The sequence below is a fragment of the Pantoea sp. MHSD4 genome (genome assembly GCF_021043305.1).
Lineage (GTDB): Bacteria > Pseudomonadota > Gammaproteobacteria > Enterobacterales > Enterobacteriaceae > Pantoea > Pantoea eucalypti.
In genome coordinates this window covers 524,505-550,575 of record NZ_JAJNDH010000003.1, presented here as the reverse complement: position 1 = coordinate 550,575, position 26,071 = coordinate 524,505, and the positions used below count along the sequence as shown (strand labels likewise).

Sequence of the window (26,071 nt, the reverse complement as noted above, 5' to 3'; positions counted from 1 at the left end):
GCTGACCCGTTTTCCGTTGCCGGTTTGCCGTGTCAGTGGAGGCGCATTATAGGGAACGGCTGAGATAGCGCAAGTGCAAATTACAACTTTTTCACTGTTCGCCTGAAATTTGCACAAAAGCGCCGTTTTAACCCTTTTTAATGCGTCCTGGCAGCTCTGCAAGGCTATTAATTACCCAATCTGCTGCTGCTTCACCTTCAGCGGTAATCGGTTTGCCACTGCGCACCAGCACTTTGGTGCCGACACCGGCAGCCTGCCCGGCCAGCATATCCTCCAGCTTGTCACCCACCATATAAGAAGCAGCCATATCAATGTGCAGCTCTTCCTGTGCCGTCAGCAGCATGCCTGGCTGCGGCTTACGGCAGTCACATTCCTGACGAAACGCTTCAACTGTTGCTTCAGGATGGTGAGGACAGAAATAGATGCCATCAAGATCAACGTCGCGATCGGCCAGCGACCAGTCCATCCATTCAGTCAGCCGCATAAAGGTATCTTCGGTAAACATACCGCGCGCGATACCAGACTGATTGGTCACAACCACCAGCGCATATCCCATTGCCTTCAGTTGTTGCAGCGCTTCAATGGTGCCGTCAATAAACTGGAAGTCATCAATCTCATGGACATAGCCATTATCGACATTAAGGGTGCCATCACGATCAAGAAAAATAGCGGGGACTTTATTCGCCACGTAGAAACTCCTGCTGTAAAAATTGCCGATCAGTATCGCATGATTGCTATAAAAGGGAGAATGTCAGATTGAATCACTTTCATTGATTTAGACGTCTGGATGCCTTAACATCCATCCAGCTTTTATAATGAACAAAAGCGACGAGGTTTCCCACACCACGGACAACGCAATACGATAATTAATAACATAATGATTAAACTTGAAAATATCACCAAAGTGTTTCAGCAAGGCTCGCGGACTATTCCGGCATTAACGGATGTGAGCCTGCATGTGCCTGCCGGACAGATTTATGGCGTTATCGGCGCTTCCGGTGCCGGTAAAAGTACACTGATTCGTTGCGTTAACCTGCTGGAGCGCCCAACCTCGGGCCGCGTACTGGTCGATGGGGCGGATTTAACCGCACTCAACGAACGCCAGTTAACCCAGGCGCGCCGCCAGATCGGCATGATCTTCCAGCATTTTAACCTGATGAACTCACGAACGGTTGCGGGCAATGTCTCTCTGCCACTGGAACTGGGTAATCTCTCGCGTGCGCAGATCAACGCTCGCGTCACTGAGTTGCTGGAACTGGTGGGATTATCCGATAAGCATGATGCCTGGCCCGCCAATCTGTCGGGCGGACAGAAGCAGCGCGTCGCGATTGCTCGTGCCCTGGCCAGTAATCCCAAGGTCCTGCTGTGTGATGAAGCGACCAGCGCACTGGATCCCGCGACCACACGTTCAATTCTGGAATTGCTCAAAGACATCAACCGCCGCCTGGGGCTGACGATTCTGCTGATTACCCATGAGATGGATGTGGTGAAACGCATCTGCGATCAGGTTGCGGTCATCAGTCACGGTGAGCTGATTGAGAAAGATAGTGTCAGCGAAGTCTTCTCTCATCCTAAAACGCCACTGGCGCAGCAGTTTATTCAGTCCACGCTGCATCTGGATATCCCGGATGACTATCAGCAGCGCCTTTCTGCCACCGCATCTGAAAATACCGTGCCGCTGCTGCGACTGGAATTCACCGGTAAATCGGTTGATGCGCCGCTGCTTTCCGAAGCGGCCCGCCGTTACAACGTGAATAACAACATTATCAGTGCGCAGATGGATTACGCCGGTGGCGTGAAGTTCGGCATTATGCTGGCAGAAATGCACGGCACAGAGAGCGATACCCGCGAGGCGATTGCCTGGCTGAAGGAGAATCATGTGAAAGTAGAGGTGTTAGGTTATGTCTGAAGCGATGATGTGGTTGCTGGGACGGGGCGTGTGGGAAACGCTGATGATGACCTTCGTCTCAGGTTTTTTCGGTTTTGTGCTGGGCCTGCCGGTCGGCGTTTTACTCTATGTGACCCGTCCAGGACAGATTCTTCAGAATCAGGGTCTTTATCGCGTGCTTTCCGCGCTGGTAAATATCTTCCGCTCGATTCCTTTCATTATCCTGCTGGTCTGGATGATTCCCTTTACCCGCGTGATCGTCGGCACCTCAATCGGACTGCAGGCGGCTATCGTGCCGTTGACCGTCGGTGCTGCGCCGTTTATTGCGCGTATGGTTGAAAACGCCTTACTGGAACTGCCAACCGGCCTGATTGAAGCGTCACGTGCCATGGGTGCCACGCCAATGCAGATCATCCGTAAAGTTCTGCTGCCGGAAGCGATGCCGGGCCTGGTGAACGCGGCGACCATCACGCTGATTACGCTGGTCGGTTACTCCGCCATGGGTGGCGCGGTGGGTGCCGGTGGCCTGGGCCAGATCGGTTATCAGTATGGTTATATCGGATATAACGCCACTGTGATGAATACGGTATTAGTGTTGTTAGTGGTTTTAGTGTATCTCATTCAATTCTGTGGCGACCGCATCGTGCATGCTGTGTCCCATAAGTAAGCAATATCACATTATTAAGAAGGAAAGGATATGTCTTTCAGATTCAAGAAAATTGCCGCTGTGGGTGCACTGATTGGCGCGATTGCGCTGGCAGGTTGCGATCAAAAAGAGAAAGACCCTAACCACATCAAAGTGGGCGTGATTGTCGGTGCTGAGCAGCAGGTTGCTGAAGCCGCGCAGAAAGTGGCTAAAGATAAGTATGGTCTGGACGTTGAGCTGGTCACTTTCAACGATTACGTTCTGCCGAATGAAGCGCTGAGCAAAGGCGATATCGACGTTAACGCCTTCCAGCACAAACCTTACCTTGATCAGCAGATCAAAGATCGTGGCTACAAGCTGGTTTCAGTGGGTAATTCTTTCGTCTACCCAATCGCGGGCTATTCGAAGAAGATCAAATCACTGGATGAGCTGCAGGATGGCGCGCAGGTTGCTATTCCAAACGATCCGACCAACCTGGGCCGTACACTGCTGCTGCTGCAGAAAGTCGGTCTGATCAAACTGAAAGATGGCGTGGGCTTGCTGCCAACCTCACTGGATATCACTGAGAACCCTAAGCATCTGAAAATTGTTGAGCTGGAAGCGCCACAGCTGCCACGTTCACTGGACGATCAGCAGATTGCTCTGGCAGTGATCAACACCACTTACGCGAGCCAGATTGGCCTGACACCCGCGAAAGATGGCATTTTCGTCGAAGATAAAGATTCACCTTATGTGAACCTGATTGTCGCGCGTGAAGATAATAAAGATGCGGAAAACGTGAAGAAATTCGTTAAGGCTTACCAGTCTGACGAAGTTAACGCAGAAGCTAATAAAGTCTTTAACGGCGGCGCGGTTAAAGGCTGGTAATTCAGTCCGTGATCTCCCTAAGGGCGGCGCTATGCCGCCCTTTCTGCTATTGGGTGCCCTGCCCGACTTGTTATTTATTCTTGTCCTTGTTTCAATAACGCCACTTTTTGAAACCTGAGGATGTTGCCATGCGTTTTTTACCGCTCTGCTTGTTAGCATTGATGCTGACAGGGTGTGTTCATGAGTATCACCCGATAAGCAGCGCACCGTCCCGGCCGCAGCAATCCAGTGAACCGACCCATAAGCCTGTGGCACGACCCGCACCCGTTAAGCTCTATACCGATGCCGCCGATCTGGTCAGTAAGCCGTTCCGCGATCTGGGTGAAGTCTCCGCTGAAGATTGCCAGATGAGCAATCAGAACTCCCCGGCCAATATCGCTACAGCACGGAAACGTCTGCAGATCAAAGCATCACAGATGAAAGCCAATGCAGTGCTGCTGCATCAGTGTGAAATCGTTACCGGTACACCAGGCTGTTATCGCCAGGCGGTGTGTCAGGGTTCAGCGCTGAAAGTCAGCAATCAATGAGTGAATTCGCCTTTGCGCAAATTGGGGTAATTCGTTCGCCGTGGAAGGAGAAGTTTGCCGTACCGCGTCAGCCAGGCCTGGTGCAGGATGGCGGCGGCGAGCTTCATCTGCAGCCACCTTACAATCAGCCGGAAGCGGTACGTGGACTGGAAGCGTTCAGCCATCTCTGGCTGCTGTTTGTTTTCCATCAGACGATGGAAGGTGGCTGGCGTCCCACGGTTCGCCCTCCCCGTCTGGGCGGCAATGCGCGCATGGGTGTTTTCGCGACACGTTCCACGTTCCGTCCCAACCCCATTGGGATGTCGCTGGTTGAACTGAAAGGTGTCAGAATTGAGAAGCAGCAGGTGATTCTGCAGCTTGGCAGTCTGGACCTGGTCGATGGTACTCCGGTAGTGGATATCAAACCTTATCTGCCTTTTGCCGAAGCGCTGCCTCATGCCCAGGCAGGTTTTGCTCAGGCGGCCCCTGCGGCTGATATGCCGGTTCGCTTCTCCGCACTGGCCCAGCAGCAGCTTCAGCAGCAGTCGCGCTACCCCAATCTGGCACGCTTTATCCGTGAAGTGCTGGCACAGGATCCCCGTCCGGCTTATCGTCAGGGCGAAACGCAGGCGCGGGAATATGCGGCCTGGCTGATGGATTTTAATGTCCGCTGGCGCATTGATGATGCCGGTACTGAAGTGATCGCTATCGACCCGCGTTAAAACCCGCTTTTGAGGCGGTGATCTCACTGGTACACTAGCCGCCAGCAAAATTCTGTCTGTGACTTTCCGATCAACTGGAACCGTAATCAATGCGTACTACTCAATATCTGCTCTCTACTCAGAAAGAGACGCCTTCCGACGCTGAAGTGATCAGCCACCAGCTGATGCTGCGCGCCGGTATGATCCGCAAACTGGCTTCTGGCTTGTACACCTGGTTACCGACCGGGGTTCGCGTGCTGAAAAAAGTCGAAAACATCGTGCGTGAAGAGATGAACAACGCGGGCGCTGTTGAGATTTTAATGCCGGTTGTGCAGCCCGCCGACCTGTGGCAGGAGAGCGGTCGCTGGGAGGAGTATGGCCCGGAACTGTTACGTATTGCCGATCGCCACGAGCGTCCGTTCGTGCTGGGTCCGACGCATGAAGAGGTGGTCACTGACCTGATCCGCAACGAACTGAGCTCTTATAAGCAGTTGCCGCTCAACCTGTATCAGATTCAGACCAAATTCCGTGATGAAGTGCGTCCACGTTTTGGCGTGATGCGTTCACGTGAGTTCATCATGAAAGATGCTTACTCGTTCCATACGTCGCAGGCGTCGCTGCAGGAAACCTATGACGCGATGTACCGCGCCTATAGTCAGATCTTCAGCCGTATGGGACTGGATTTCCGTGCTGTGCAGGCCGATACCGGCTCTATCGGCGGCAGCGCATCACATGAGTTCCAGGTGCTGGCGCAGAGCGGTGAAGATGATGTGATTTTCTCTACCGATTCTGATTACGCCGCTAACATTGAGCTGGCCGAAGCCGTCGCACCGGCCGGTGAACGTGCCGCACCATCTCAGGAGATGCAGCTGGTCGAAACACCAGACGCAAAAACCATCGCGGAGCTGGTTGAGCAATTCAATGTGCCTGTTGAAAAGACAGTGAAAACGCTGATTGTTAAAGGTGCAGAAGAGAGCGGTCACGCGCTGGTTGCCCTGCTGGTTCGCGGCGATCATCAGCTGAATGAGATCAAAGCAGAGAAGTCAGCCATCGTTGCATCGCCGCTGGTGTTCGCGACGGAAGAAGAGATTCGCGCCGCAGTGGGTGCGGGTCCGGGTTCAATCGGGCCTGTGGGTCTGCAGATGCCGATCATTGCCGACCGTACCGTGGCGAAGATGAGCGATTTCAGCGCCGGTGCCAACGTCGATGGTAAACACTACTTCGGCATTAACTGGGAGCGCGATCTGCCGCTGGCCAGCGTTGCGGATATCCGTAATGTGGTCGAAGGCGATTTAAGCCCGGATGGCAAAGGCACGCTGCAGATTAAACGTGGTATTGAAGTCGGTCACATCTTCCAGCTCGGTACTAAGTATTCTGACGCGCTGAAAGCTTCCGTTCAGGGTGAAGATGGCCGTAATCAGGTGATGAGCATGGGCTGCTACGGCATCGGCATCACTCGCGTGGTGGCGGCAGCCATTGAGCAAAACCATGACGATCGTGGCATCATCTGGCCAGCCGCACTGGCACCGTTCGAGGTGGCGATTCTGCCGATGAATATGCAGAAATCGTTCCGTGTTAAAGAGCTGGCGGAAGAGCTGTATGCCACGCTGCGTGCCAAAGGCGTTGAAGTTATCCTGGATGACCGTAAAGAGCGTCCGGGCGTGATGTTTGCCGATATGGAACTGATCGGTGTGCCACACACCATCGTCATCGGCGATCGCAATCTCGACAACCAGGAGATTGAATACAAATCACGTCGTGCCGGTGAGAAGCAGATGATTAAGCAGGATGAAATTGTTGAGTTCCTGCTGAAAGCGCTGAACAAGTAAATTGTGAAGGAAAGGTCAGATAACTTGCTTGTGTGGCCTCTAACAGCTTAGTACTCAAACGCCCCGCCTGCGGGGCGTTTTTTATTGCACCTTGCCGCGCATCGATTTCGTCGAACTGCGACGGGCTTTTCCTTCCAGACGACGCTCTTTCGAGGCGCGGGTCGGCCGCGTAGCGCGCCGGGCTTTTTCCACGGTACTCAGCTCCTGGATCAGATTGACCAGACGTTGCAGTGCCGCTTCACGATTCATCTCCTGACTGCGATACTCCTGCGCCTTAATCACCACCACGCCATCTCCGGTAATCAAATGATGACTGGCAGTGAGCAGCCGCTCTTTATAAAACGCGGGCAGCGAAGAAGCAGCAATATCAAAGCGCAGATGAATGGCCGTGCTGGCTTTGTTGACATGTTGTCCACCAGCGCCCTGAGCGCGAATAGCCGTCAGCTCGATCTCACTCTCCGGAATCTCAACCGAACGGGATAGCATAATCATCAGCTTGCTCCCCACACCTTAATCACGTTGACCTCCGATAACCTGTTCATCAAATTAACCTTTTGTGCTCTGATTCATTCCGTCCCAGACAGCGGAATCTGTCACTTTAGCAGTGATTCGCGCACTGTTCCTGCTTTACGCAGGCTGATTTCCTCTAAATGGCTATGATATAGTCGCCAGTTAACCAGAGTATCGACGCTCTGCTGAGGGGGGCCATGTGCAAAATTATTGTGAGTTAGTTCGCCGGAAATATGCCGAAATCGGCAGCGGAGACTTAGGTTACATTCCGGATGCGATTGGCTGCGCATTGAAGGCACTTAATGATATTGCCGCAAATACTGAGCTAAACTCTTCTGTCAGGGAACAGGCGGCCTACGCCGCTGCTAACTTATTGGTGAGCGACTATGTTGATAAATGAAGCGTACCAACCTATCAATTGTGATGACTACGATAATCTGGAACTCGCCTGCCAGAATACCTGGATGCTGTCGCTGGAAATGAAAGATGGCGAACAGCTCAAGGCAAAGGCCAAAGAGATTTTTTCACGCAAGAACGTGGAATATCTGGCTATCGATCTTTCCGGTGAACATCGCGAATTACGTCTCGACCATATTGCCAGCTTTACCCATCCCGAACTGGGTACGGTGGTTGTCAGCGCTGAGTAATAGACGCATCACGGGCGGGACCTTCCCGCCCTGTTAACCCTCAGGGCTGCAACGAACTGTAGTACGCCGCCAGATCAGCTATATCACCGTCACTCAATCCCGCTACAAATGCCTTCATCACCTCAGCCTGGCCGCCAGTGCGCTCGCCCTTTTTGTAGGCGTGCAAAGCCTGTTCCAGATAAGGTGCGTGCTGCCCGGCCAGATTGGGATAGAGGGGCACAGCCGCTTTACCTGCTGCACCATGGCAGGCCATGCAGCTCCCTGCTTTTTGTGCGCCGCGTTGCGCATCGCCCGCAGCCCACGCCGGTAATACGGCGCCCACTAAAAAGGCGATAAACCATTGCTTCATTATTGTTGTTCCCCTGCGCTGCATGCCCTGTCCCAGACTATCTGCCAGCCCTGTTGATCAACAGCTGCGCCAGCGTGGGTGACAAACAGATTCGGAACACAGATCAGCGTCTGGTTATAAAAGATTAACGGCAGCCGTTCTCGCTGCCACGGAGGTATCTGCAACTCCTGCCACAACTTTTTCATTTCCCTTCCACCCTGACGGCCCACCAGATGAACGTGACCCTGCGCATGAAAGCGTACGCTGACCTGCTCATCCGGCTGAGGATAACGCAACAGGCTCTGCGCCTGGCTGGCGTGTAACGTGCCGAGATTCTGTGGTAACACCAGCGGCTGGCTGAGATCGGGCCATGCCAGCTCGGTGGCACGCAGTGAACTGCGCAACGGCAGCCAGTAGAGCTGCTGACGGTAGCGGCGGAGTTCAGCCTGACCGAATCGCAGCTTCGGCTGCGCATCCTCCCGGCTCGCCATGACTTCATCGCGAATACGTTTCAGCGCTTCACGGGAGGGCATCCTGCCGCCCTGCCCGGCGATCCAGCGGCGCAATAACGCATTAGCACGCAACTCACTCATGACCATCAAGGGCGGAAAGTGCAGGCTGCCATCTGGCTGGATGAGCTCATTGAGTTGTCCGGTGAGCAGTTCATCCAGTAACTGCTCCTGCTCACTGCACAACGCCGCACTTCGGGCTGTCGCCTCAGCAAAATGGGGCCAGCGCTGGTAAAGCGCCGGCAGCAGCCGCTGACGAAGGAAGTTACGGTCGTAGCGAAGATCCTGATTACTTTCATCTTCGATCCACACCAGCTGATGGGTTCTGGCATAGGTTTCAAGCGACTGCCGCGACTGATTCAGCAGTGGACGCAGCAGCTGATGCGAACCCAGCGCACGCACAGCAGGCATCGCCGCCAGCCCGGCCGGACCGCTGCCGCGCTTCAGCGCCAGCATAAAGGTTTCACACTGATCGTCGAGGTGCTGCGCGGTCAGTAACACTTCACCCGGCAACAATGCCGCACTGAGCGCCTGATAACGGGCGGTGCGGGCGGCGGCTTCAATGCCGTTTTCCCTGCCATCCACGGTAACGTGCAGTACCTCACATGGCAGTTGCCACTGCTCGCATACCGACAGGCAGTGCGCTGCCCAGCAATCGGCATTCGGGCTAAGCCCATGATGAACATGTAACGCCCGCAGATGGGATTCGGGATGCTGCTGCTGCCAGCCGCGAAGCTGATGCAGCAGCACGGTTGAATCGAGTCCGCCACTGAAGGCGACCACCAGCGCGGCATCAGGTTGCAACATGGCGTCAAAAGCGGGCAAAGGCATGGCAGGATCCAGAAAGTCGGGCCACTGAATGTCGCCCGCTGAGCGCGCTATTTTACGCCTGATAAAGCTCCAGCGGCAAACCATCCGGATCGGCAAAGAACGTACACTGTTTACCCGTCAGTTCATCGATGCGAATCGGCTCGCAGATTACGCCTTTACTGGCCAGCGTTGCGACAGCGGCGGCCACATCCGGCACGGTAAAGGCCAGATGACGCAGGCCACACGCTTCGGGATGACTGACGCGCGCCGGCGGCTCAGGAAAAGAGAACAGCTCAATAGTGTAGCGATCCTCCAGGGCCAGGTCGCCTTTCCAGGAGTCGCGCGCTTCACGGTAATATTCGCCCATGAGACGAAAGCCCAGCACGTCACAATAGAACGCTTTGCTGCGCTGATAGTCGGAAGCGATGATGGCGATGTGGTGAATAGCGGTTAACTGCAACATGTTGAATATCCTGATTCGGGCAGGCTGTCCCCAGACACCCTGCCGCTATTAGTCGTTTAAAGATTTATGCCGGATCGTTTTTCAGCACGCGGACGCGATACTCGCCCTCTTCCGTCAGACTGGCACCGTGAATATCGGTCTCGAAGCCCGGATAATGCCGGCCGATACTGCACAGCATCAGCAGGAAATCGAGCACGGCACGGCTCTTCTCCGTAATCATCTCTCCTGGCATCACCAGTGGCACGCCTGGTGGATAAGGCAGAATCATGTTGGCCGACACCCGCCCGACCAGTTCGCTGAGATCCACCGTTTCGATGTTGCCCTTCACCTGTTGCTGAAACGCCTGATGCGGCGTCATCTTCATTTCGGGCAGGACATCAAATGCCTGCAGCATCAGTCGCGGCAGGTCATGATGACGGATCAGTTGATGAATCCCCTGCGCCAGCGTCTGAATGCGCATATTGCGATAGAAGTCGGGATCTTCAGCGTAGAGATCCGGCAGCATGTTCTTTACCCGCAGATTGAGATCGTAGGCGCGTTTGAACTCAGTCAGACCGCGCAGCACGCTCATCGCTTTGGTTTTGTCGATGCCAATACTGAAAAGGAACAGCAGGTTGTAGGGGCCGGTTTTCTCCACCACGATGCCGCGCTCATCAAGAAACTTCGCCACCAGCGCTGCCGGGATCCCCTCGTCTGCCATCTCTCCCAGCTCGCTCATTCCTGGCGTCAGGATAGTGACTTTGATCGGATCGAGGTACATATGATCGCGATCGGCCTGCGTAAATCCGTGCCAATCCTCGTCGCCGGGCTGGATCGCCCAGCATTGCGCTTCGTCGACCTGTTCCGGCTGCCAGATATCGAAAAACCAGCTGTCGGACTCTTCACGCAGGCGCTGAACCTCACGACGAAAGTGCAGCGCACGCTCAACCGAGCGATTGATCAGCCGCTTGCCGGGATTACCACGCAGCATTGCAGCAGCAGTTTCAATAGAGGAGACGATGGCGTAATTGGGCGACGTGGTGGTGTGCATCATATAGGCTTCGTTAAACGTCTGTTCGTCGTAGTCGCCTTTAATGTGAATCATGGATGCCTGCGAAAACGCCGCCAGCAGTTTATGGGTCGATTGCGTTTCATACACCACTTTGCCCGGGGTGCGCTCGCCACTCATACCACTTTTCCCGGCATAAATCGGATGGAAATTGGTGTAAGGCACCCAGGCTGAATCGAAGTGAATCGACGGCACATCCAGCGTCTCTTTAATGTACTGGGTGTTATAGAGCAGCCCATCGTAAGTGGAGTTGGTGATTACCGCATGAACCGGCCACGTGGCGCGATCGGTCGTCGCGACTTTCTGCGTAATGCTCTCGCGGGTGAATTCATGCTTTGGAATCCCGCCAAGAATCCCCAGTGCATTGCGGGTCGGCTTCAGCCAGATGGGGATCAGATCGCTCATCATCAGCAGATGCGTCAGTGACTTGTGGCAGTTGCGATCGATCAGCACGGTGCTGCCCGACGGTGCCGCATACATGCCGACAATTTTGTTCGACGTTGAGGTGCCGTTGGTCACCATGTAACTCTGTTCGGCACCAAAAGTGCGTGCGATATACTCTTCCGCTTCAAGATGTGGACCGGTGTGATCCAGCAGCGAACCCAGCTCGGTAACGGAAATTGAGATATCTGACTTCAGGGTATTGGCCCCGAAGAAATCATAAAACAGGCAGCCTACCGGGCTCTTCTGAAACGCGGTACCCGCCATATGGCCCGGCGTGCAGAAGGTGTACTTGCCCTCTTTCACATAGGTGAACAGCGCTTTAGTCAGTGGTGGCGTAATGTGGTCGAGATAGTCATCGGTATACTGCCGGATATGCAATGCAATATCGTCGGCGGCATTCAGCGCATATTCAAAAAAGTGCAGTGGCATGCGCATCTCATTGATGCTGATGTCCATCTGAGAGTGGGTGTTGATAAAGGCATACAGTGGCAGGTATTCGTTGAGCTGATTAATCTCACCGCACAGTTCCGGGCTGTTGTGCGCGTCCCAGTCGAAGATGACGCCGCTGATACGCGGATTGTGTTCGATCAGTTTCAGCAGATCGTCACTGTTTTTTGGGTAAAGCAGCTGGAAGCCTTGCAGATTTAACGCCGCGTCGAGTTCGCGTAACGGTTCATCTTTATAAAACACGCCGTGCGCGCCCATGATCGCCAGAATATTCAATGCCCATCTCCGTGATTGTTGTGCAACCGGACAAGCATAACCGCTAACCAGGGGAAGGTGTAGCAAGGGGACGATCAGATGAGGCTGAAAGGCATCAGGCAGCGTACCGCGTTAAACCCATGGCATAAAAAAAGCGGACCGAAGTCCGCTTCCTGATTGGCTGAGCCTGAATCAGGCGTAGCCGTAGCTCATCAGGCGCTGATAACGACGATCCAGCAGCTCTTCAGTGCTTAATCCATCGAGATCGGCCAGATCAGCCAGCAGCTGTTGCTTCAGAGACTGCGCCATATCAACCGGACGGCGATGTGCACCACCCAGCGGCTCAGGGATCACTGAGTCAATCAGCTTCAGCTCTTTCAGACGGTGAGCGGTAATGCCCATCGCTTCAGCAGCCAGCGGCGCTTTGTCAGCGCTTTTCCACAGAATGGAGGCACAGCCTTCCGGCGAGATCACTGAATAGGTGCTGTACTGAAGCATATTCACTTTATCGCCCACGCCAATCGCCAGCGCACCGCCAGAACCGCCCTCACCGATAACCGTACAGATAACCGGTACTTTCAGGCCAGACATTTCACGCAGGTTGCGGGCGATCGCTTCAGACTGCCCACGCTCTTCCGCGCCCACGCCAGGATACGCACCCGGTGTGTCGATGAAGGTGATGATTGGCATTTTGAAACGCTCAGCCATCTCCATCAGGCGCAGCGCTTTGCGATAGCCTTCCGGTGCTGGCATGCCGAAGTTACGGCGAATCTTCTCTTTGGTTTCACGGCCTTTCTGGTGCCCGATGATCATCACCGGACGTCCATCAAGACGCGCAATCCCGCCCACAATCGCTTTGTCATCCGCATAAGCACGGTCGCCCGCCAGCTCATCGAAATCGTCGAAGGCGTTGCGAACATAGTCAAAGGTGTAAGGACGTAACGGATGACGCGCCAGTTGAGCAATCTGCCATGCGCCCAAATCAGCGAAGATTTTACGGGTCAGCTCAACGCTTTTCTCACGCAGACGCTGAACTTCTTCATCCAGATTAACGTGTTTATCATCCTGACGACCAATTGAAGTCAGCGAATCGATCTTCGCTTCCAGTTCTGCAATTGGCTGTTCAAAATCCAGGTAATTAAGACTCATAATGTTCCTGTTCTAGTCAAACTCCAGTTCCACCTGCTCCGATCCAATCAACGAGCGCAGATCGTTAAGTAAACGATCGCTGGGCGAAATTCGCCACGCTGCACCAAAGCGCAGCTTCGCTCGCGCGTCGGCTCTCTGATAGTAGAGATTCACCGGAATAGTCCCTGAACGATGAGGTTCCAGGGACTGACGGAGCCGGTTTAATAGCTGGTCATCAATTTGCCTGTCCGTCAGCGAGATAGCAAGTCCGCGCGCGTATTTTTCGCGAGCTTCGTCGATGTCCATGACTTCACGCGCGGTCATTTTAAGCCCGCCACTGAAGTCATCAAAGCTGACCTGTCCGCTGACGATCAGGATTCGGTCTTTCTCCAGCAACTGCTGGTATTTATCTAACGCATCGGTAAATAACATCACCTCAAGACGACCGGAGCGATCGTCCAGAGTACAGATACCAATTCGGTTGCCGCGCTTGGTGACCATTACCCGCGCGGCGATCACCAGACCAGCCGCCACAGTAATTTTACCCCGATCGGTAGGATGCATATCTTTCAGACGCACCCCGCCAACATAACGCTCAATTTCTTTCAGATACTGATTAATAGGGTGGCCGGTAAGATATAGCCCCAGCGTTTCCCGCTCACCATCCAGCTGCACCTGCTCAGGCCACGGCGTGACGCTGGCGTACGATTTCTCAACCTGCTCCGGCTCCTCCGCCAGCACGCCAAACATATCTGCCTGGCCAATCGCCTCCGCTTTCGCGTGTTGATCGGCGGCTTTTAACGCGTCACTGAGTGAACTCATCAGGGCGGCGCGGTGCGGTCCAAGGCGATCGAAAGCCCCGGACATAATCAGTTTTTCCATCACCCGACGGTTGATCTTTTTAGTGTCAGTACGGGCACAGAGATCAAACAGTTCGCGGAAATAGCCACCTTCATTACGGGCGTCGATAATCGCTTCAATCGGGCCTTCACCCACGCCTTTGATCGCGCCGATACCGTAAACGATCTCGCCCGCGTCATTAACATGGAAGGGATAGAGACCCGAGTTAATATCGGGCGGCAGGACTTTCAGCCCCATCCGCCAGCACTCATCAACCAGGCCCACCACTTTCTCGGTGTTATCCATATCGGCGGTCATCACCGCCGCCATGAACTCGGCCGGATAGTGCGCTTTCAGCCACAGGGTCTGATAGGAGACCAGTGCGTAAGCCGCAGAGTGTGACTTGTTAAAGCCATAACCTGCAAATTTTTCTACCAGATCGAAGATCTTCATCGACAGTTCGCCGTCGATGCCCATGCTTTCGGCACCATCGCGGAATATGGAGCGCTGTTTGGCCATCTCCTCGGGTTTCTTTTTACCCATGGCGCGTCGCAGCATATCTGCGCCGCCCAGGGTGTAACCGGAGAGAACCTGGGCGATCTGCATCACCTGTTCCTGATAGAGGATGATGCCGTAAGTCGGTTCCAGCACCGGCTTCAGGCTTTCGTGCTGCCACTGAATGTCGGGATAAGAGATCGCTTCACGGCCATGCTTACGGTCAATAAAGTTATCTACCATGCCGGACTGCAGTGGGCCAGGACGGAACAGCGCCACCAGTGCGATCATATCTTCGAAGCAGTCGGGCTTCAGACGCTTAATCAGATCTTTCATGCCGCGCGATTCAAGCTGGAATACCGCTGTGGTTTCCGAGCGCTGCAGCATATCGAAGCTTTTCTTATCATCCAGCGGGATTGAGGCGATATCGATCGGCTCCAGCCCCTGCTTCTCCCGGCGCGGGTTGATCATCTTCAGCGCCCAGTCGATGATGGTCAGCGTACGCAGACCCAGGAAGTCGAACTTCACCAGGCCGGCATATTCCACATCATTTTTATCGAACTGAGTGACCGGGAACTGCCCGTGTTCATCGCAGTAAAGCGGCGCGAAATCCGTGATTTTCGTTGGCGCAATGACCACGCCACCCGCATGTTTACCGGCGTTTCGCGTGACCCCTTCCAGCTTACGCGCCATATCGATCAGCGCCTTCACCTCTTCATCTGCGTCATACATCGCAGGAAGCTGCGGTTCAGCAATAAAGGCTTTTTCCAGCGTCATGCCGGGATCGGGCGGGATCAGTTTTGAAATGCGATCAACAAAGCCGTAAGGATGACCCAGCACGCGGCCCACATCGCGGATAACCGCTTTCGCCGCCATGGTACCGAAGGTGATAATCTGGGAAACCGCTTCACGTCCGTACATATCAGCGACGTGTTCGATGACCTGATCGCGCTTCTCCATGCAGAAATCGACGTCGAAGTCGGGCATCGAGACGCGTTCCGGGTTCAGGAAACGTTCGAACAGCAGGTCAAATTCCAGCGGATCGATATCGGTGATTTTCAGCGCATAGGCCACCAGCGAACCGGCACCGGAGCCACGACCTGGGCCCACCGGCACGCCGTTATCCTTGGACCACTGGATGAACTCCATCACGATCAGGAAGTAGCCGGGGAATCCCATCTGGTTAATAACGGTGAGCTCAATCTCCAGACGCTCATCATATTCCGGACGTTTTTCTGCGCGCTCAGCTTCGTCCGGGAACAGGAACGCCAGGCGCTCTTCCAGCCCCTCGCGGGATTTCACCACCAGATAATCTTCGGTAGTCATATCACCGGTCGGGAACTGTGGCAGGAAATATTCGCCCAGTCGCACCGTCACGTTACAACGCTTAGCAATCTCTACGCTGTTCTCCAGCGCTTCCGGGATGTCCGAGAACAGCTCGCACATCTCCTCTTCGCTGCGCATATATTGCTGAGGACTGTAGTTGCGCGGACGCTTGGGATCATCCAGCGTATAGCCGTCATGAATGGCAACGCGAATTTCGTGCGCATCGAAATCTTCTGCATTGATAAAGCAGACTTCATTGGTGGCAACGACCGGTATTCCCTCTGCAATCGCAAGTTCAACGGCTGCATGCAGATAGCTCTCTTCGTCCTGTCGGCCAGTACGGATCAGCTCCAGGTAGTAGCGATCGGGAAAATGTTGCTGGTAAAACGACAGGCACTGCGACACCAGCGCATTGTTACCGCGCAGCAGGCTACGACCTACATCGCCGCGTCGCCCACCCGACAACAGTATTAATCCTTCCTGCAATTCGATCAGCCAGTCGCGATCGATAATGGGTCCGTCCACGCCATAACCGCGCTGATAGGCGCGGGAGATCAGCAGCGTCAGGTTCTGGTATCCGGTATTACTGGACGCCAGCACGGTAAGCTGTGTCAGCTCATCCCCCATCAGCTCACTGGCCACGTTGAAATCGGCACCAATGACCGGCTTTATCCCTGCGCTGTGCGCGCCACCGTAGAATTTCACCAGGCCACAGAGGTTAGTGAAGTCGGTAATCGCTATCGCCGGCATGCCAAGGGCAGCCGCTTTCTTGATTAGCGGCCCGGTTTTTGCCAGGCCATCAACCATCGAATAGTCACTGTGGACACGCAGATGTATAAAACGGGGTTCAGCCATATCAGTTTCCGGTTAAAACAGCGTCAGGCTATTAAAGCGTAAGGGTCTGGCGGGCAGCCAGTACTTCAGCATCGAGCAGCGCATTACGTACGGGCGCAAAACTACGACGGTGGTGCGGCGTGGCGCCATATTGTGTCAGCTTTTCCATATGCAGCGCCGTTGGATAGCCTTTGTGTTGTGCAAAACCATACTGCGGGAACAGCAGATCCAGTTCGGCCATCTCACGATCCCGCGAGACTTTGGCGATGATCGATGCTGCACTGATTTCGGCAACCAGGCTATCCCCTTTGACGACGGCCTGTGAAGGCATAGGCAATGCCGGGCAACGGTTACCATCAATCAGCACATAGTCGGGCTGGATACTCAGGCCAGCTACCGCACGCTGCATCGCCAGCATGGTAGCGTGCAGAATGTTGAGCTGATCGATCTCTTCAGGTTCTGCGCGTCCCAGACTCCATGCCAGCGCCTTCTCTTTGATTTCGTCGTACAACGCCAGGCGGCGTTTTTCCGACAGTTTCTTCGAGTCCGCCAGGCCGGTAATCGGATTTGCCGGATCGAGGATCACCGCAGCAGTGACCACCGCGCCAACCAGCGGACCGCGCCCCACTTCGTCCACACCGGCAATCAGTCTGGCGACAGGATAGATAAAATCAGGCATTCACCAGCTCCAGTACTGCATCCGCTGCCTGCTCATCGGCGTTCCAGCGGATCTGTTGATGTAATTCATGAAACGTCTGCAGCAAAGTTTCGCGCTCAGGCCCGGCATGCAACAGCGGATCTAACGCTGCAGCCAGGGCGTCGGGCTGACACGCATCCTGCAGTAACTCTTTGACCAGCTCACGCCCTGCCAGCAGGTTTGGCAGCGAGACGTAAGGGGTTTTCACCAGCCGTTTCGCCAGCCAGTAAGTGGCCGGTTTCATGCGATAACCGACGACCATCGGGCATTTTGCCAGCATGCACTCCAGTGCGGCAGTCCCGGATGCCAGAAGTGCGGCATCGCTTGCAATCATCGCCTCACGACCCTGTCCATCCAGCAGATGCATCGGCAGTTCAGGCGCAACGTCAGCTTTAATCTTCTCAAACTGTTCACGGCGACGGGCGTTAACCAGCGGCACCACGATTTCCAGCGCCGGATAGTGACGACGCAATAATTGGGCTGTTTTCAGGAAGTCAGCACTGAGCATTTCCACTTCCGCACCACGACTGCCCGGCAGCAGTGCCAGACAGAGCGCATCGTCCGCAATGCCGAGATGACGGCGCGCAGCCTGCTTATCAGGTTGCAGCGGCATGGCATCCGCCATGGTGTGACCGATAAAGCGGCAGGGAACGTTATAACGATCGTAGAAGGCTTTTTCAAACGGCAGGAAGGCCAGCACCAGATCGGTATTTCGGCCAATCTTAAACACGCGCTTTTGCCGCCATGCCCACACCGAAGGACTGACATAGTGGATCGTACGGATGCCCGTACGTTTGAGATTGCCTTCCAGCGTGATATTAAAATCGGGCGCATCAATACCGACAAAAACGTCGGGTCTGAGCTCGCTAAAACGTCGGGTGAGATCGCGGCGGATTGTCAGCAGGCGTCGCAGGCGACCCAGCACCTCGACAATGCCCATTACCGCTAACTCTTCCATCTCATACCAGGCTTCACACCCTTCAGCCTGCATCAGTGGGCCCGCCACACCGACAAAGCGTGCATCAGGATGGCGCACTTTCAGGGCACGAATCAGACCTGCACCAAGAATATCGCCGGAGGTTTCTCCGGCGACCAGGGCAATCGTTAAAGGACGCGCTGACATGGATTAACGAATTAATCCACGGGTTGAACGGGTAAAGAAGTCGTAGAAAGGCTGCACTTCGCTGTGCTGTTGCGCAATGGCTTCGATCTCCGGCTTCACTTCTTCCAGCGTTCTGCCACTGCGATAGAGCAGCTTGTAAGCGTTGCGAATCGCATGCAACGACTCTTTGCTGAAGCCACGACGCTTAAGACCCTCAATATTGATACCGAACGGCGTCGCATGGTTACCCTGCGCAATAACGTAAGGCGGAACATCCTGCGCCACGCCGGAACAGCCACCAACCATCACGTGCGCACCGATGATGCACCACTGATGTACCGCTGTCATGCCGCCAATAATGGCGAAATCATCGACCGTCACGTGACCACCCAGGGTGGCATTGTTCGCGAAGATACAGCGGTTACCAATCACGCAGTCATGCGCAATGTGGACATTGACCATCAGCAGATTATCGCTGCCCACTGTGGTGACATGGCCACCCTGCGTGGTGCCGCGATGAATCGTCACGCTTTCACGAATACGGTTGCGATCACCGATCTCAACCCGTGTTGGCTCACCGGCATATTTCAGATCCTGATTCACTTCGCCAATTGAGGCAAACTGGTAGATCTGATTATCTTTACCGATACGCGTGTGGCCATTCACCACAACATGTGACTTCAGTACTGTTCCTTCACCAATCTCAACATTCGCGCCGATAAAGCAAAACGGGCCAATGTGAACACGGGCGCCAATGATAGCGCCCTCTTCGATGACAGAACTGGGATGGATAGTGGCGGTTGGATCAATCACGAATTATGCCTCCCGGCTGCGGGCACACATCATGGTCGCTTCACAAACGATTTTACCGTCAACAGTCGCCACGCCTTTAAAGCGGGTCAGACCACGGCGGGTTTTCTCGAAAGTGACTTCCATGATCATTTGGTCACCTGGTACCACAGGACGCTTAAAGCGGGCACTGTCGATACCGGCAAAGTAATAGAGTTCGCCTGGCTCCAGTTTACCTACGCTTTTAAACGCCAGAATACCGGTGGCCTGCGCCATCGCTTCCAGGATCAGAACGCCAGGAAAAATCGGTTTACCAGGGAAGTGCCCCTGGAAAAACGGTTCATTAACAGAAACGTTCTTCACTGCACGCAGGTATTTGTGCTCTTCAAATTCCAGCACACGGTCTACCAGCAGAAACGGATAGCGATGCGGCAGCAGCTCTAAAATCTCTTCAATTTTCAGAGTATGAGTTTCAGTAGTCAAAATACTCTTCCTGTCCTAAAAATCTGATGACATCAATAACACGGCCTGCACAGATCAAAATGATCTTCCGCAGGCCGCAAATAGGTACTGTGGCGCCGGGCTTCCCTGCTTAACATTTTTATTATGAAAGCCGGTCAGTTTTGGGATGGCGGTTAGTCGTCTTTGCCGACCTTGCGCTCGATGGCTTTTAAGCGTTTGCTCATATCATCGATGTTCATCACCAGCGCTGCAGTTTTACGCCAGGTTTTGTTGGGTTGCAGCGGAATGCCTGACGAATAAACGCCTGGCTCTGTGATAGGACGCATGACCATACCCATACCGGTCACCGTTACTTTGTCACAGATTTCCATATGGCCGTTAATGACGCTGGCACCGCCAATCATACAGTAACGTCCAATCTTCAGACTACCCGCCATGATCACACCGCCTGCAACCGCAGTATTGTCGCCAATAACTACGTTGTGAGCGATCTGGCACTGGTTGTCTATGATAACACCATTGCCGATCAGAGTGTTATCAAGCGCACCGCGATCGATGGTGGTGCAGGCCCCTATTTCGACGCGATCGCCGATAATTACCGCGCCTAACTGCGGGATTTTCACCCAGTTACCGCGATCGTTGGCATAGCCGAAACCATCAGAACCGATGACGGTACCTGACTGAATCAGACAATCCTGGCCAATTTCGATCTCGTGATAAACAGAGACGTTGGCCCAGAGACGGGTGCCACTGCCAATACGGGTTTTTTTGCCAACAAAACATCCCGCACCAATAACTACGTTGTCACCCAGCTCAACATCCGCTTCGATCACTGCATTGGCGCCAATGGCGACATTGTTGCCGAGTCGGGCTGAGGGGTCAATTACCGCGCTGGGGGCGATATTTTGCGCCGGCTGTGGCGTGGTATCGAGTATTTGTGCCATACGCGCATAAGTCAGGTAGGGATTTTTCACTACCAGCGCTGCGGTATTACACCACTCCAGATCCGCTTCCGTCAGCACCACGGCTGAGGCCTTAATCAGGGCGAGTTGCTCGCGGTAACGGCTGTTTGCAAGAAAAGTGATTTGGCCAGTTGTGGCGGATTGCATAGAAGCAATGCCGGAGATGACGATATCGCCATCTCCGTGCAATTCTGCATCCAACTGCTGGGCTAAATCAGCCAGTCGAATAGATGACATGAATTATTTAACCTGTTTCAGCACGTCAGCTGTGATGTCTTTTGCGTTTGATGCATAAGCCACCGCGTTGGCGTCGATCACGACGTCGTAACCATCGCTGTCAGCGACTTTCTTAACGGCATCCTGAATACGGCTCAGCAGCTTGTTACGCTCTTCCATCTGACGACGACGGTTATCCTGCTCAAAAGCCTGTGCTTTTGAAGAGAACGCTTCACGCTGAGACATGACATCTTTTTCCATGCGGCTGCGTTCGCTTGCCTTCATGGTAGAACCGTCACGCTGCAGACGCTGCATTTTAGTTTGCAGATCGCGCTCCTGGCTCTGCAACTCAGTTGCACGGCCTTTGAACTCGTTTTCCAGCTGTTTAGCAACAGTCGCACGTTGCGGTAACTGTTGGAAAATGCTGGACACGTTTACCACTGCAATTTTGTCAGCAGCCTGAACACCAGCGGAAACCGCTAAAGCAAGACCCAGACCTGCGGCACACAACAACTTTTTCACTATAAACTCCTTACCATCAACGTTTGTGTCAGCGACACAGTGTTTGCGCCGGAACAGCAACAGGTGCTGCCCGGCAGCAATACTTCAGCTATGCATCCCTGCTCAGAACATTACCAGGTTTTACCAATGTTAAACTGGAACTGCTCTGACTTGTCTCCATCGACTTTCTTGAACGGCTGGGCGTAAGAGAACACCAGCGGGCCAAGCGGTGACATCCACTGCAACGCAACACCGCTTGATACACGAATGTTGTTTGGATCGCTGTAGTCAGGAATGCCTGCCGCACGCGTTTCCGCTGTATTTTCCCAATGGGTATCCCACGCGGTACCGGCATCGACAAACACCGAGGTACGCACCGAGTTAGCATACTTCTCGCTCAGGAACGGCGTTGGCGTGATCAGCTCAAGGCTGGCGATCGCCATGGCGTTACCGCCCACCGCATCGTCAGACTTACAAACGCCATTTGGATCAGCGATTCGGCAGTTCGACGAGTTGTTATTAAAGTAGGCTGCTTTCGGTCCAATGGTGTTGGACTGGAAGCCGCGAACCGTGCTTGAACCACCGGCATAGAAGTTCTCGTAGAACGGCATCTCTTTGCCGCCGAGTCCATCGCCATAGCCGATACGACCACGTCCCAACAGCACCCAGGTACGATCCTGGTTAATCGGCACATACTGCTGACTATCGAGCGTGGCCTTATAGAAGCTGTTATCTGAACCAGGAATCGTCACTTTACCATTCAGGTTAGTGCGGTTACCGGATGTCGGGAAGAATCCGCGGTCCAGGGTGTTGTAAGTCCAGCCGTAGTTAAAGGTGAAGTCATCTGCTGAGAATTCGCCTTTGTCATTAAGCTGCTGCGGCTTACCAACCGAGTCAAGGTAACGCCACATCGCAACCTGCGGCTGCATGTTTGACAGGTCATTGTGGACATAGCCCAGACCGACACGCAGGGTGTTGTTTTCGTTAACCGGGAAGCCAAGTGTGCCATCCAGACCATAACTCTTGTTGGTATAGTCAGAAAGGTCAGCATTGTCTGCTTTGAAGTCGTTGTAGAACAGACGACCACCCAGACTCACACCGTCAACGGTGAAGTAAGGGTCAGTAAGCGAGAATTCAGCATAGGTCTGGTAATCGTTTTTGGTCCCGCTGATGCCCACGGTATTACCGGTGCCCAGCCAGTTATCCTGCGTTACGCCAACCTGGAAACTCACACCACTTTCAGTGCCGTAACCGACGCCGAAGTTGAAAGTACCGGTGTTACGCTCTTTAACTTTGTAGACCACGTCAACCTGGTCAGGCGAGCCTGGTACACGCTGGGTATCCACATCCACGGTTTCAAAGTAACCGGTGCGGTTCAGACGCTCTTTACCCTGTTCAACCAGATCGCTGCCCAGCCATGCGCCTTCCATCTGACGCATTTCGCGACGTAACACCGAGTCTTTTGACGTGTCATTACCTTCGAAACGAACATTACGCACGTAGTAACGGTTACCCGCATCCACGTTGATGTGCAGTTTCACGGTTTTGTCGGCGTCGTTGATTTCTGGCTGTGTGACTACACGCGGATAGGCATAGCCGTAGCGGCCCAGCAGTTTCTTGATGTCATCTTCCATTTTCGTGACTTTGGCGCCGTTATAGAGCTCGCCTGCCGGAATTTTGGTCAGATGTTCAATTTCTGCGGAGTGGCCCGCCATGCTGCCATTGACGATTACGCCAGCAATTTTGTACTGGTCACCCTCGGTGATGTTCACCGTGATGTAGATGCCTTTTTTATCTGGCGTCAGGCTGACCTGTGTCGAATCGATATTGAAGCGTGCATAGCCGCGATCCAGATAGAAGCTGCGCAGAGTCTCAAGGTCACCTGCCAGTTTCTGCTTCTGGTATTTACGATCGCCTACTACGTTCCACCACGGCACTTCATCACGCAGCTGGAAACGGGAGATCAGTTCATCAGAGCTAAAGGCTTTATTACCGACGATGTTGATCTGCTGAATTTTGGCAGAGACACCTTCGGTAAAGACCAGCTTCAGATCGACACGGTTACGCGGCAGGGGTGTCACCACCGCTTTCACGTTGGCAGTATATTTACCGACGCTGTAGTAGAAATCCTCAAGGCCTTTCTCAATAGAAGAGATAGTGGTGCGGTCCAGCGCTTCGCCGACACGCACACCTGAGGCTTCCAGATTTTGTTTGAGCTGATCCTCTTTCACCGCTTTGTTACCGGTGAAGGTAATGCTGGCAATGGTAGGGCGTTCTTTGACCTGGACAATCAGCGTTGTACCGTCTCGCAGGACCTGAACATCCTCAAAGTTGCCAGTAGCGAACAGCGAGCGAATGGTATTTCTGACATCATCGTCATTCACCGTATCGCCAACCCGTACTGGCATGCTCAGCAGAGCCGCGCCGACGGCGACTCGCTGCAGCCCTTCGAAATGAATATCCTTCACCACGAAATCGTCTGCACCGTAAACGGTGGCGCTGCTAAACAGCAGCGACGCTATGAGCAACTTTTTCATCGCCATCGTTGTTATGCGTTTTCCTAACACATCCCTCGAATGTTCGCGTTCCAGCGGTTACAAACGTGAGAAATCATTGAAAAGTGCAAGCCCCATTAACAGCACCAGTAAAATCGAACCGATGCGATAACTAAAGTCCTGAACTCGCTCGGACACCGGTCCACCTTTGATCTTTTCGATCGCAAGGAAGAGCAAGTGCCCACCATCTAAAACCGGCAAAGGGAACAGGTTGATGATGCCCAGGTTGACGCTAATCAACGCCAGGAACATCAGGTAGTAAATCAACCCGTACTCAGCTGACAATCCTGCACCCTGCGCAATCGAAATTGGCCCGCTCAGGTTGTTCAGCTTCACATCACCGGTTATTAACTTGCCCAGCATGGAAACAGTGAGCTTCATCAATTGCCAGGTTTTTACACTGGCCTCACCGATTGCCGCAAATGCGCCATACTGCCTTACCGTCTTGTACTCTTCTGGCAGCGGGACGATACGCGGAATCACTCCCGCAAAGCCCGCCTTACTGCCATTTTTCGCTTCTGGCGTCATCGTCAGCGCAATTGATTCACCGCCGCGATCCACTTCAAGCGCCATGCTTTTACCGGGATTATCCCGGACCTGCGTGACAAAAGTCTGCCACTGCGATAATGGCTGACCATCGACTTTAACGATCCTGTCGCCTGCTTGCAAACCGGCTTCACTCGCTGGCGAGTTCGCCTGCACTTCTGCCAGTGTGGTCTCAATTTGCGGACCGCGTGGCTGAATCCCTAAAGCAACGACCGGATCCTGCTTATCAGGCTCAAACTGCCAGTTACGCAAATCCAGCTGCTTCTGCTGGGTTGTATCTTCGCCAAATCGGGCCACGGTTAACGTGGTGCTGCTATCGCCGATTTTACCCACCAGCGCCATACGCACAGCATCCCAGTCAGGCGTTTCGATACCGTCAACAGCCTTAAGTTCCATGCCGGGCGTAATTTGCGCTTCTGCAGCGACCGAACCGTTTAAAATTTCACCGATTACCGGGCGTACACCTGGTACGCCGTGAATAAACACAACCCAGTAGGCAAAGATGGCAAAGATAAAGTTAGCGACAGGCCCTGCCGCAATAATGGAGGCGCGTTGCCAGACGGCTTTGTTATTAAAAGCCTGATGACGCAACTCGGCGGGCACGCTTTCGACGCGTTCGTCGAGCATTTTAACGTAGCCGCCGAGCGGGATCAGCGCGATGACAAATTCGGTGCCGTGGCGGTCACGGCGCTGCCAGAGCGCCTTACCAAATCCAATGGAAAAGCGCTCAACTTTGACACCACAGCGACGAGCGACCCAGAAGTGGCCAAACTCATGCACGGTAATCAACACGCCCAGCGCAACGATAAAGGCGAAGAAACTCCAGATTATGCTCAACATCTTTGCCTGTCCTTAAAGGGTGCGGAACACCAGCAGCAATAAACAGGCAAACACCGGCACCGCCGCAGTCAGACTATCAATACGATCAAGCATGCCGCCATGACCGGGAATCAGATTACCACTGTCTTTAATGCCCGCTTCACGTTTAAACATACTCTCGGTGAGGTCACCCAGAACAGAGGCCAGCGTCGCGATAACCGCGCAAATCACCAGCGTACCGGTGGAGACCGTCAGCGGCGCCAGCGTGGCAAACAGCAGCGCAATCAGCGCCGATGAAACCAGACCGCCCAGGAAGCCTTCCCAGGTTTTGCCTGGTGAGACTTTCGGCGCCAGCTTGTGCTTGCCGAACATCTTGCCAAACATATAAGCACCGGAATCCGCTCCCCACACCAGCAGCAGCACAAACAGCAGCCACCAGGCTCCGGCGAAGTGGTCGGTTTCATAGTGATACTGGCGCAGCGCCACCATGCCCCAGAAAAAGGGCACGAGCGTTAATACGCCAAACAGTAAGCGAAGTGGACGCGAATGACGCCAGAAAGCCGCGGAAGCGGGATAGGTAAGCACCAGCAGCAGTGCCGCGACCCACCACACCAGCGACGCCCAAAGCGATGTCGCAATCTGTGGCAGATGCACCGTGTGTTGATAAGGTGGCAGCGTAAACTGCATCAGCGCCAGCAACAGACCACAAAGTACAGCCAGCCAGACACGCTGTTGCCGTGATGCCATGCCTGCAAACTGACCCCATTCCCAGGCTGCCAGCATGCAGATAACAATCGTTGTCAGGGCGAAGCCAACAGGCGGTAACCAGAATAGTGCAGCTATTACCAGCGGAATTAATATCAACGCGGTAATAAGACGAGACTTCAGCAAAGGTTACCCC

Annotated in this window: 25 protein-coding genes; 8 read left to right on the top strand and 17 right to left on the bottom strand. The window is 54.0% G+C overall.

Going from position 1 to position 26,071, the window contains the following annotated elements; all coding sequences use genetic code 11:
- Positions 1-127 precede the first annotated feature (127 nt).
- On the bottom strand, positions 128-688 hold the full coding sequence (gene gmhB, locus LQK91_RS12990) for a D-glycero-beta-D-manno-heptose 1,7-bisphosphate 7-phosphatase (protein WP_003852609.1): 561 nt from the start codon (positions 686-688) through the stop codon (positions 128-130).
- Between the two features lie 189 nt (positions 689-877).
- Between gmhB and metN the strand changes: the two genes are divergently transcribed.
- The 6 genes from metN (at position 878) to proS (ending at position 6,437) form a co-directional block, all read left to right on the top strand.
- Entirely contained in the window at positions 878-1,909 is a 1,032-nt protein-coding gene (metN, locus tag LQK91_RS12985; RefSeq protein WP_003852611.1) for a methionine ABC transporter ATP-binding protein MetN, read from the top strand.
- The gene (locus LQK91_RS12980; RefSeq protein WP_003852613.1) at positions 1,902-2,555 is read left to right on the top strand and encodes a methionine ABC transporter permease MetI; all 654 of its coding nucleotides are present in this window, start codon (positions 1,902-1,904) and stop codon (positions 2,553-2,555) included. Before metN ends, LQK91_RS12980 begins: the two co-directional genes overlap by 8 nt.
- Positions 2,556-2,585: 30 nt before the next feature.
- A complete protein-coding gene (locus LQK91_RS12975; RefSeq protein ID WP_003852616.1) occupies positions 2,586-3,401 on the top strand; it encodes a MetQ/NlpA family lipoprotein in 816 nt (271 codons plus the stop codon).
- 128 nt (positions 3,402-3,529) lie between these two features.
- Complete coding sequence (rcsF, locus tag LQK91_RS12970) at positions 3,530-3,928, top strand: Rcs stress response system protein RcsF (protein ID WP_003852619.1); 399 nt, start codon at positions 3,530-3,532, stop codon at positions 3,926-3,928.
- A complete protein-coding gene (gene tsaA / locus LQK91_RS12965) occupies positions 3,925-4,629 on the top strand; it encodes a tRNA (N6-threonylcarbamoyladenosine(37)-N6)-methyltransferase TrmO (RefSeq protein ID WP_003852620.1) in 705 nt (234 codons plus the stop codon). Before rcsF ends, tsaA begins: the two co-directional genes overlap by 4 nt.
- Positions 4,630-4,718: 89 nt before the next feature.
- A complete protein-coding gene (gene proS, locus LQK91_RS12960) occupies positions 4,719-6,437 on the top strand; it encodes a proline--tRNA ligase (RefSeq protein WP_003852621.1) in 1,719 nt (572 codons plus the stop codon).
- Positions 6,438-6,518: 81 nt separating this feature from the next.
- On the opposite strand, the gene arfB is transcribed toward proS, so the two are convergent.
- Positions 6,519-6,929 carry an alternative ribosome rescue aminoacyl-tRNA hydrolase ArfB gene (arfB, locus tag LQK91_RS12955; RefSeq protein WP_003852622.1) on the bottom strand — a complete coding sequence of 137 codons (411 nt, stop codon included), beginning with the start codon at positions 6,927-6,929 and terminating at the stop codon, positions 6,519-6,521.
- Between the two features lie 217 nt (positions 6,930-7,146).
- Between arfB and LQK91_RS12950 the strand changes: the two genes are divergently transcribed.
- Complete coding sequence (locus LQK91_RS12950; RefSeq protein WP_003852623.1) at positions 7,147-7,347, top strand: YaeP family protein; 201 nt, start codon at positions 7,147-7,149, stop codon at positions 7,345-7,347.
- Entirely contained in the window at positions 7,334-7,594 is a 261-nt protein-coding gene (gene rof, locus LQK91_RS12945; protein WP_008925644.1) for a Rho-binding antiterminator, read from the top strand. The genes LQK91_RS12950 and rof overlap by 14 nt, the downstream gene beginning before the upstream one ends.
- A 40-nt stretch (positions 7,595-7,634) precedes the next feature.
- On the opposite strand, the gene LQK91_RS12940 is transcribed toward rof, so the two are convergent.
- The 15 genes from LQK91_RS12940 to cdsA all read right to left on the bottom strand — a co-directional run bounded on the left by LQK91_RS12940 (position 7,635) and on the right by cdsA (position 26,061).
- Entirely contained in the window at positions 7,635-7,943 is a 309-nt protein-coding gene (locus LQK91_RS12940) for a c-type cytochrome (RefSeq protein WP_105099580.1), read from the bottom strand.
- A complete protein-coding gene (gene tilS / locus LQK91_RS12935; protein WP_105099579.1) occupies positions 7,943-9,262 on the bottom strand; it encodes a tRNA lysidine(34) synthetase TilS in 1,320 nt (439 codons plus the stop codon). Before tilS ends, LQK91_RS12940 begins: the two co-directional genes overlap by 1 nt.
- A gap of 52 nt (positions 9,263-9,314) precedes the next feature.
- Positions 9,315-9,704 (bottom strand): VOC family protein, encoded by a 390-nt coding sequence (locus LQK91_RS12930; protein ID WP_003852628.1) that lies wholly within the window; start codon positions 9,702-9,704, stop codon positions 9,315-9,317.
- Between the two features lie 64 nt (positions 9,705-9,768).
- A complete protein-coding gene (locus LQK91_RS12925; protein WP_008925642.1) occupies positions 9,769-11,919 on the bottom strand; it encodes a lysine decarboxylase LdcC in 2,151 nt (716 codons plus the stop codon).
- A 171-nt stretch (positions 11,920-12,090) separates the two neighbouring features.
- Positions 12,091-13,047: an acetyl-CoA carboxylase carboxyl transferase subunit alpha gene (gene accA, locus LQK91_RS12920; RefSeq protein ID WP_003852630.1), complete on the bottom strand. Its 957-nt coding sequence runs from the start codon at positions 13,045-13,047 to the stop codon at positions 12,091-12,093.
- Positions 13,048-13,059: 12 nt separating this feature from the next.
- On the bottom strand, positions 13,060-16,542 hold the full coding sequence (dnaE, locus tag LQK91_RS12915; protein WP_003852631.1) for a DNA polymerase III subunit alpha: 3,483 nt from the start codon (positions 16,540-16,542) through the stop codon (positions 13,060-13,062).
- A gap of 31 nt (positions 16,543-16,573) precedes the next feature.
- Positions 16,574-17,200, bottom strand: coding sequence for a ribonuclease HII (rnhB, locus tag LQK91_RS12910; RefSeq protein ID WP_008925641.1), 627 nt, complete (start codon positions 17,198-17,200; stop codon positions 16,574-16,576).
- Positions 17,193-18,341: a lipid-A-disaccharide synthase gene (lpxB, locus tag LQK91_RS12905; protein WP_003852634.1), complete on the bottom strand. Its 1,149-nt coding sequence runs from the start codon at positions 18,339-18,341 to the stop codon at positions 17,193-17,195. The genes rnhB and lpxB overlap by 8 nt, the downstream gene beginning before the upstream one ends.
- A 3-nt stretch (positions 18,342-18,344) precedes the next feature.
- A complete protein-coding gene (gene lpxA / locus LQK91_RS12900) occupies positions 18,345-19,133 on the bottom strand; it encodes an acyl-ACP--UDP-N-acetylglucosamine O-acyltransferase (protein ID WP_003852636.1) in 789 nt (262 codons plus the stop codon).
- Between the two features lie 3 nt (positions 19,134-19,136).
- The gene (gene fabZ, locus LQK91_RS12895; protein ID WP_003852639.1) at positions 19,137-19,592 is read right to left on the bottom strand and encodes a 3-hydroxyacyl-ACP dehydratase FabZ; all 456 of its coding nucleotides are present in this window, start codon (positions 19,590-19,592) and stop codon (positions 19,137-19,139) included.
- Positions 19,593-19,744: 152 nt separating this feature from the next.
- A complete protein-coding gene (lpxD, locus tag LQK91_RS12890; protein WP_008925640.1) occupies positions 19,745-20,770 on the bottom strand; it encodes a UDP-3-O-(3-hydroxymyristoyl)glucosamine N-acyltransferase in 1,026 nt (341 codons plus the stop codon).
- Between the two features lie 3 nt (positions 20,771-20,773).
- On the bottom strand, positions 20,774-21,271 hold the full coding sequence (skp, locus tag LQK91_RS12885) for a molecular chaperone Skp (protein WP_003852644.1): 498 nt from the start codon (positions 21,269-21,271) through the stop codon (positions 20,774-20,776).
- 110 nt (positions 21,272-21,381) lie between these two features.
- Positions 21,382-23,793, bottom strand: coding sequence for an outer membrane protein assembly factor BamA (gene bamA, locus LQK91_RS12880; RefSeq protein WP_003852645.1), 2,412 nt, complete (start codon positions 23,791-23,793; stop codon positions 21,382-21,384).
- Positions 23,794-23,844: 51 nt separating this feature from the next.
- Entirely contained in the window at positions 23,845-25,191 is a 1,347-nt protein-coding gene (gene rseP, locus LQK91_RS12875; protein ID WP_039658714.1) for a sigma E protease regulator RseP, read from the bottom strand.
- Positions 25,192-25,203: 12 nt separating this feature from the next.
- Positions 25,204-26,061 carry a phosphatidate cytidylyltransferase gene (gene cdsA / locus LQK91_RS12870; RefSeq protein WP_033743116.1) on the bottom strand — a complete coding sequence of 286 codons (858 nt, stop codon included), beginning with the start codon at positions 26,059-26,061 and terminating at the stop codon, positions 25,204-25,206.
- Positions 26,062-26,071 lie beyond the last annotated feature (10 nt).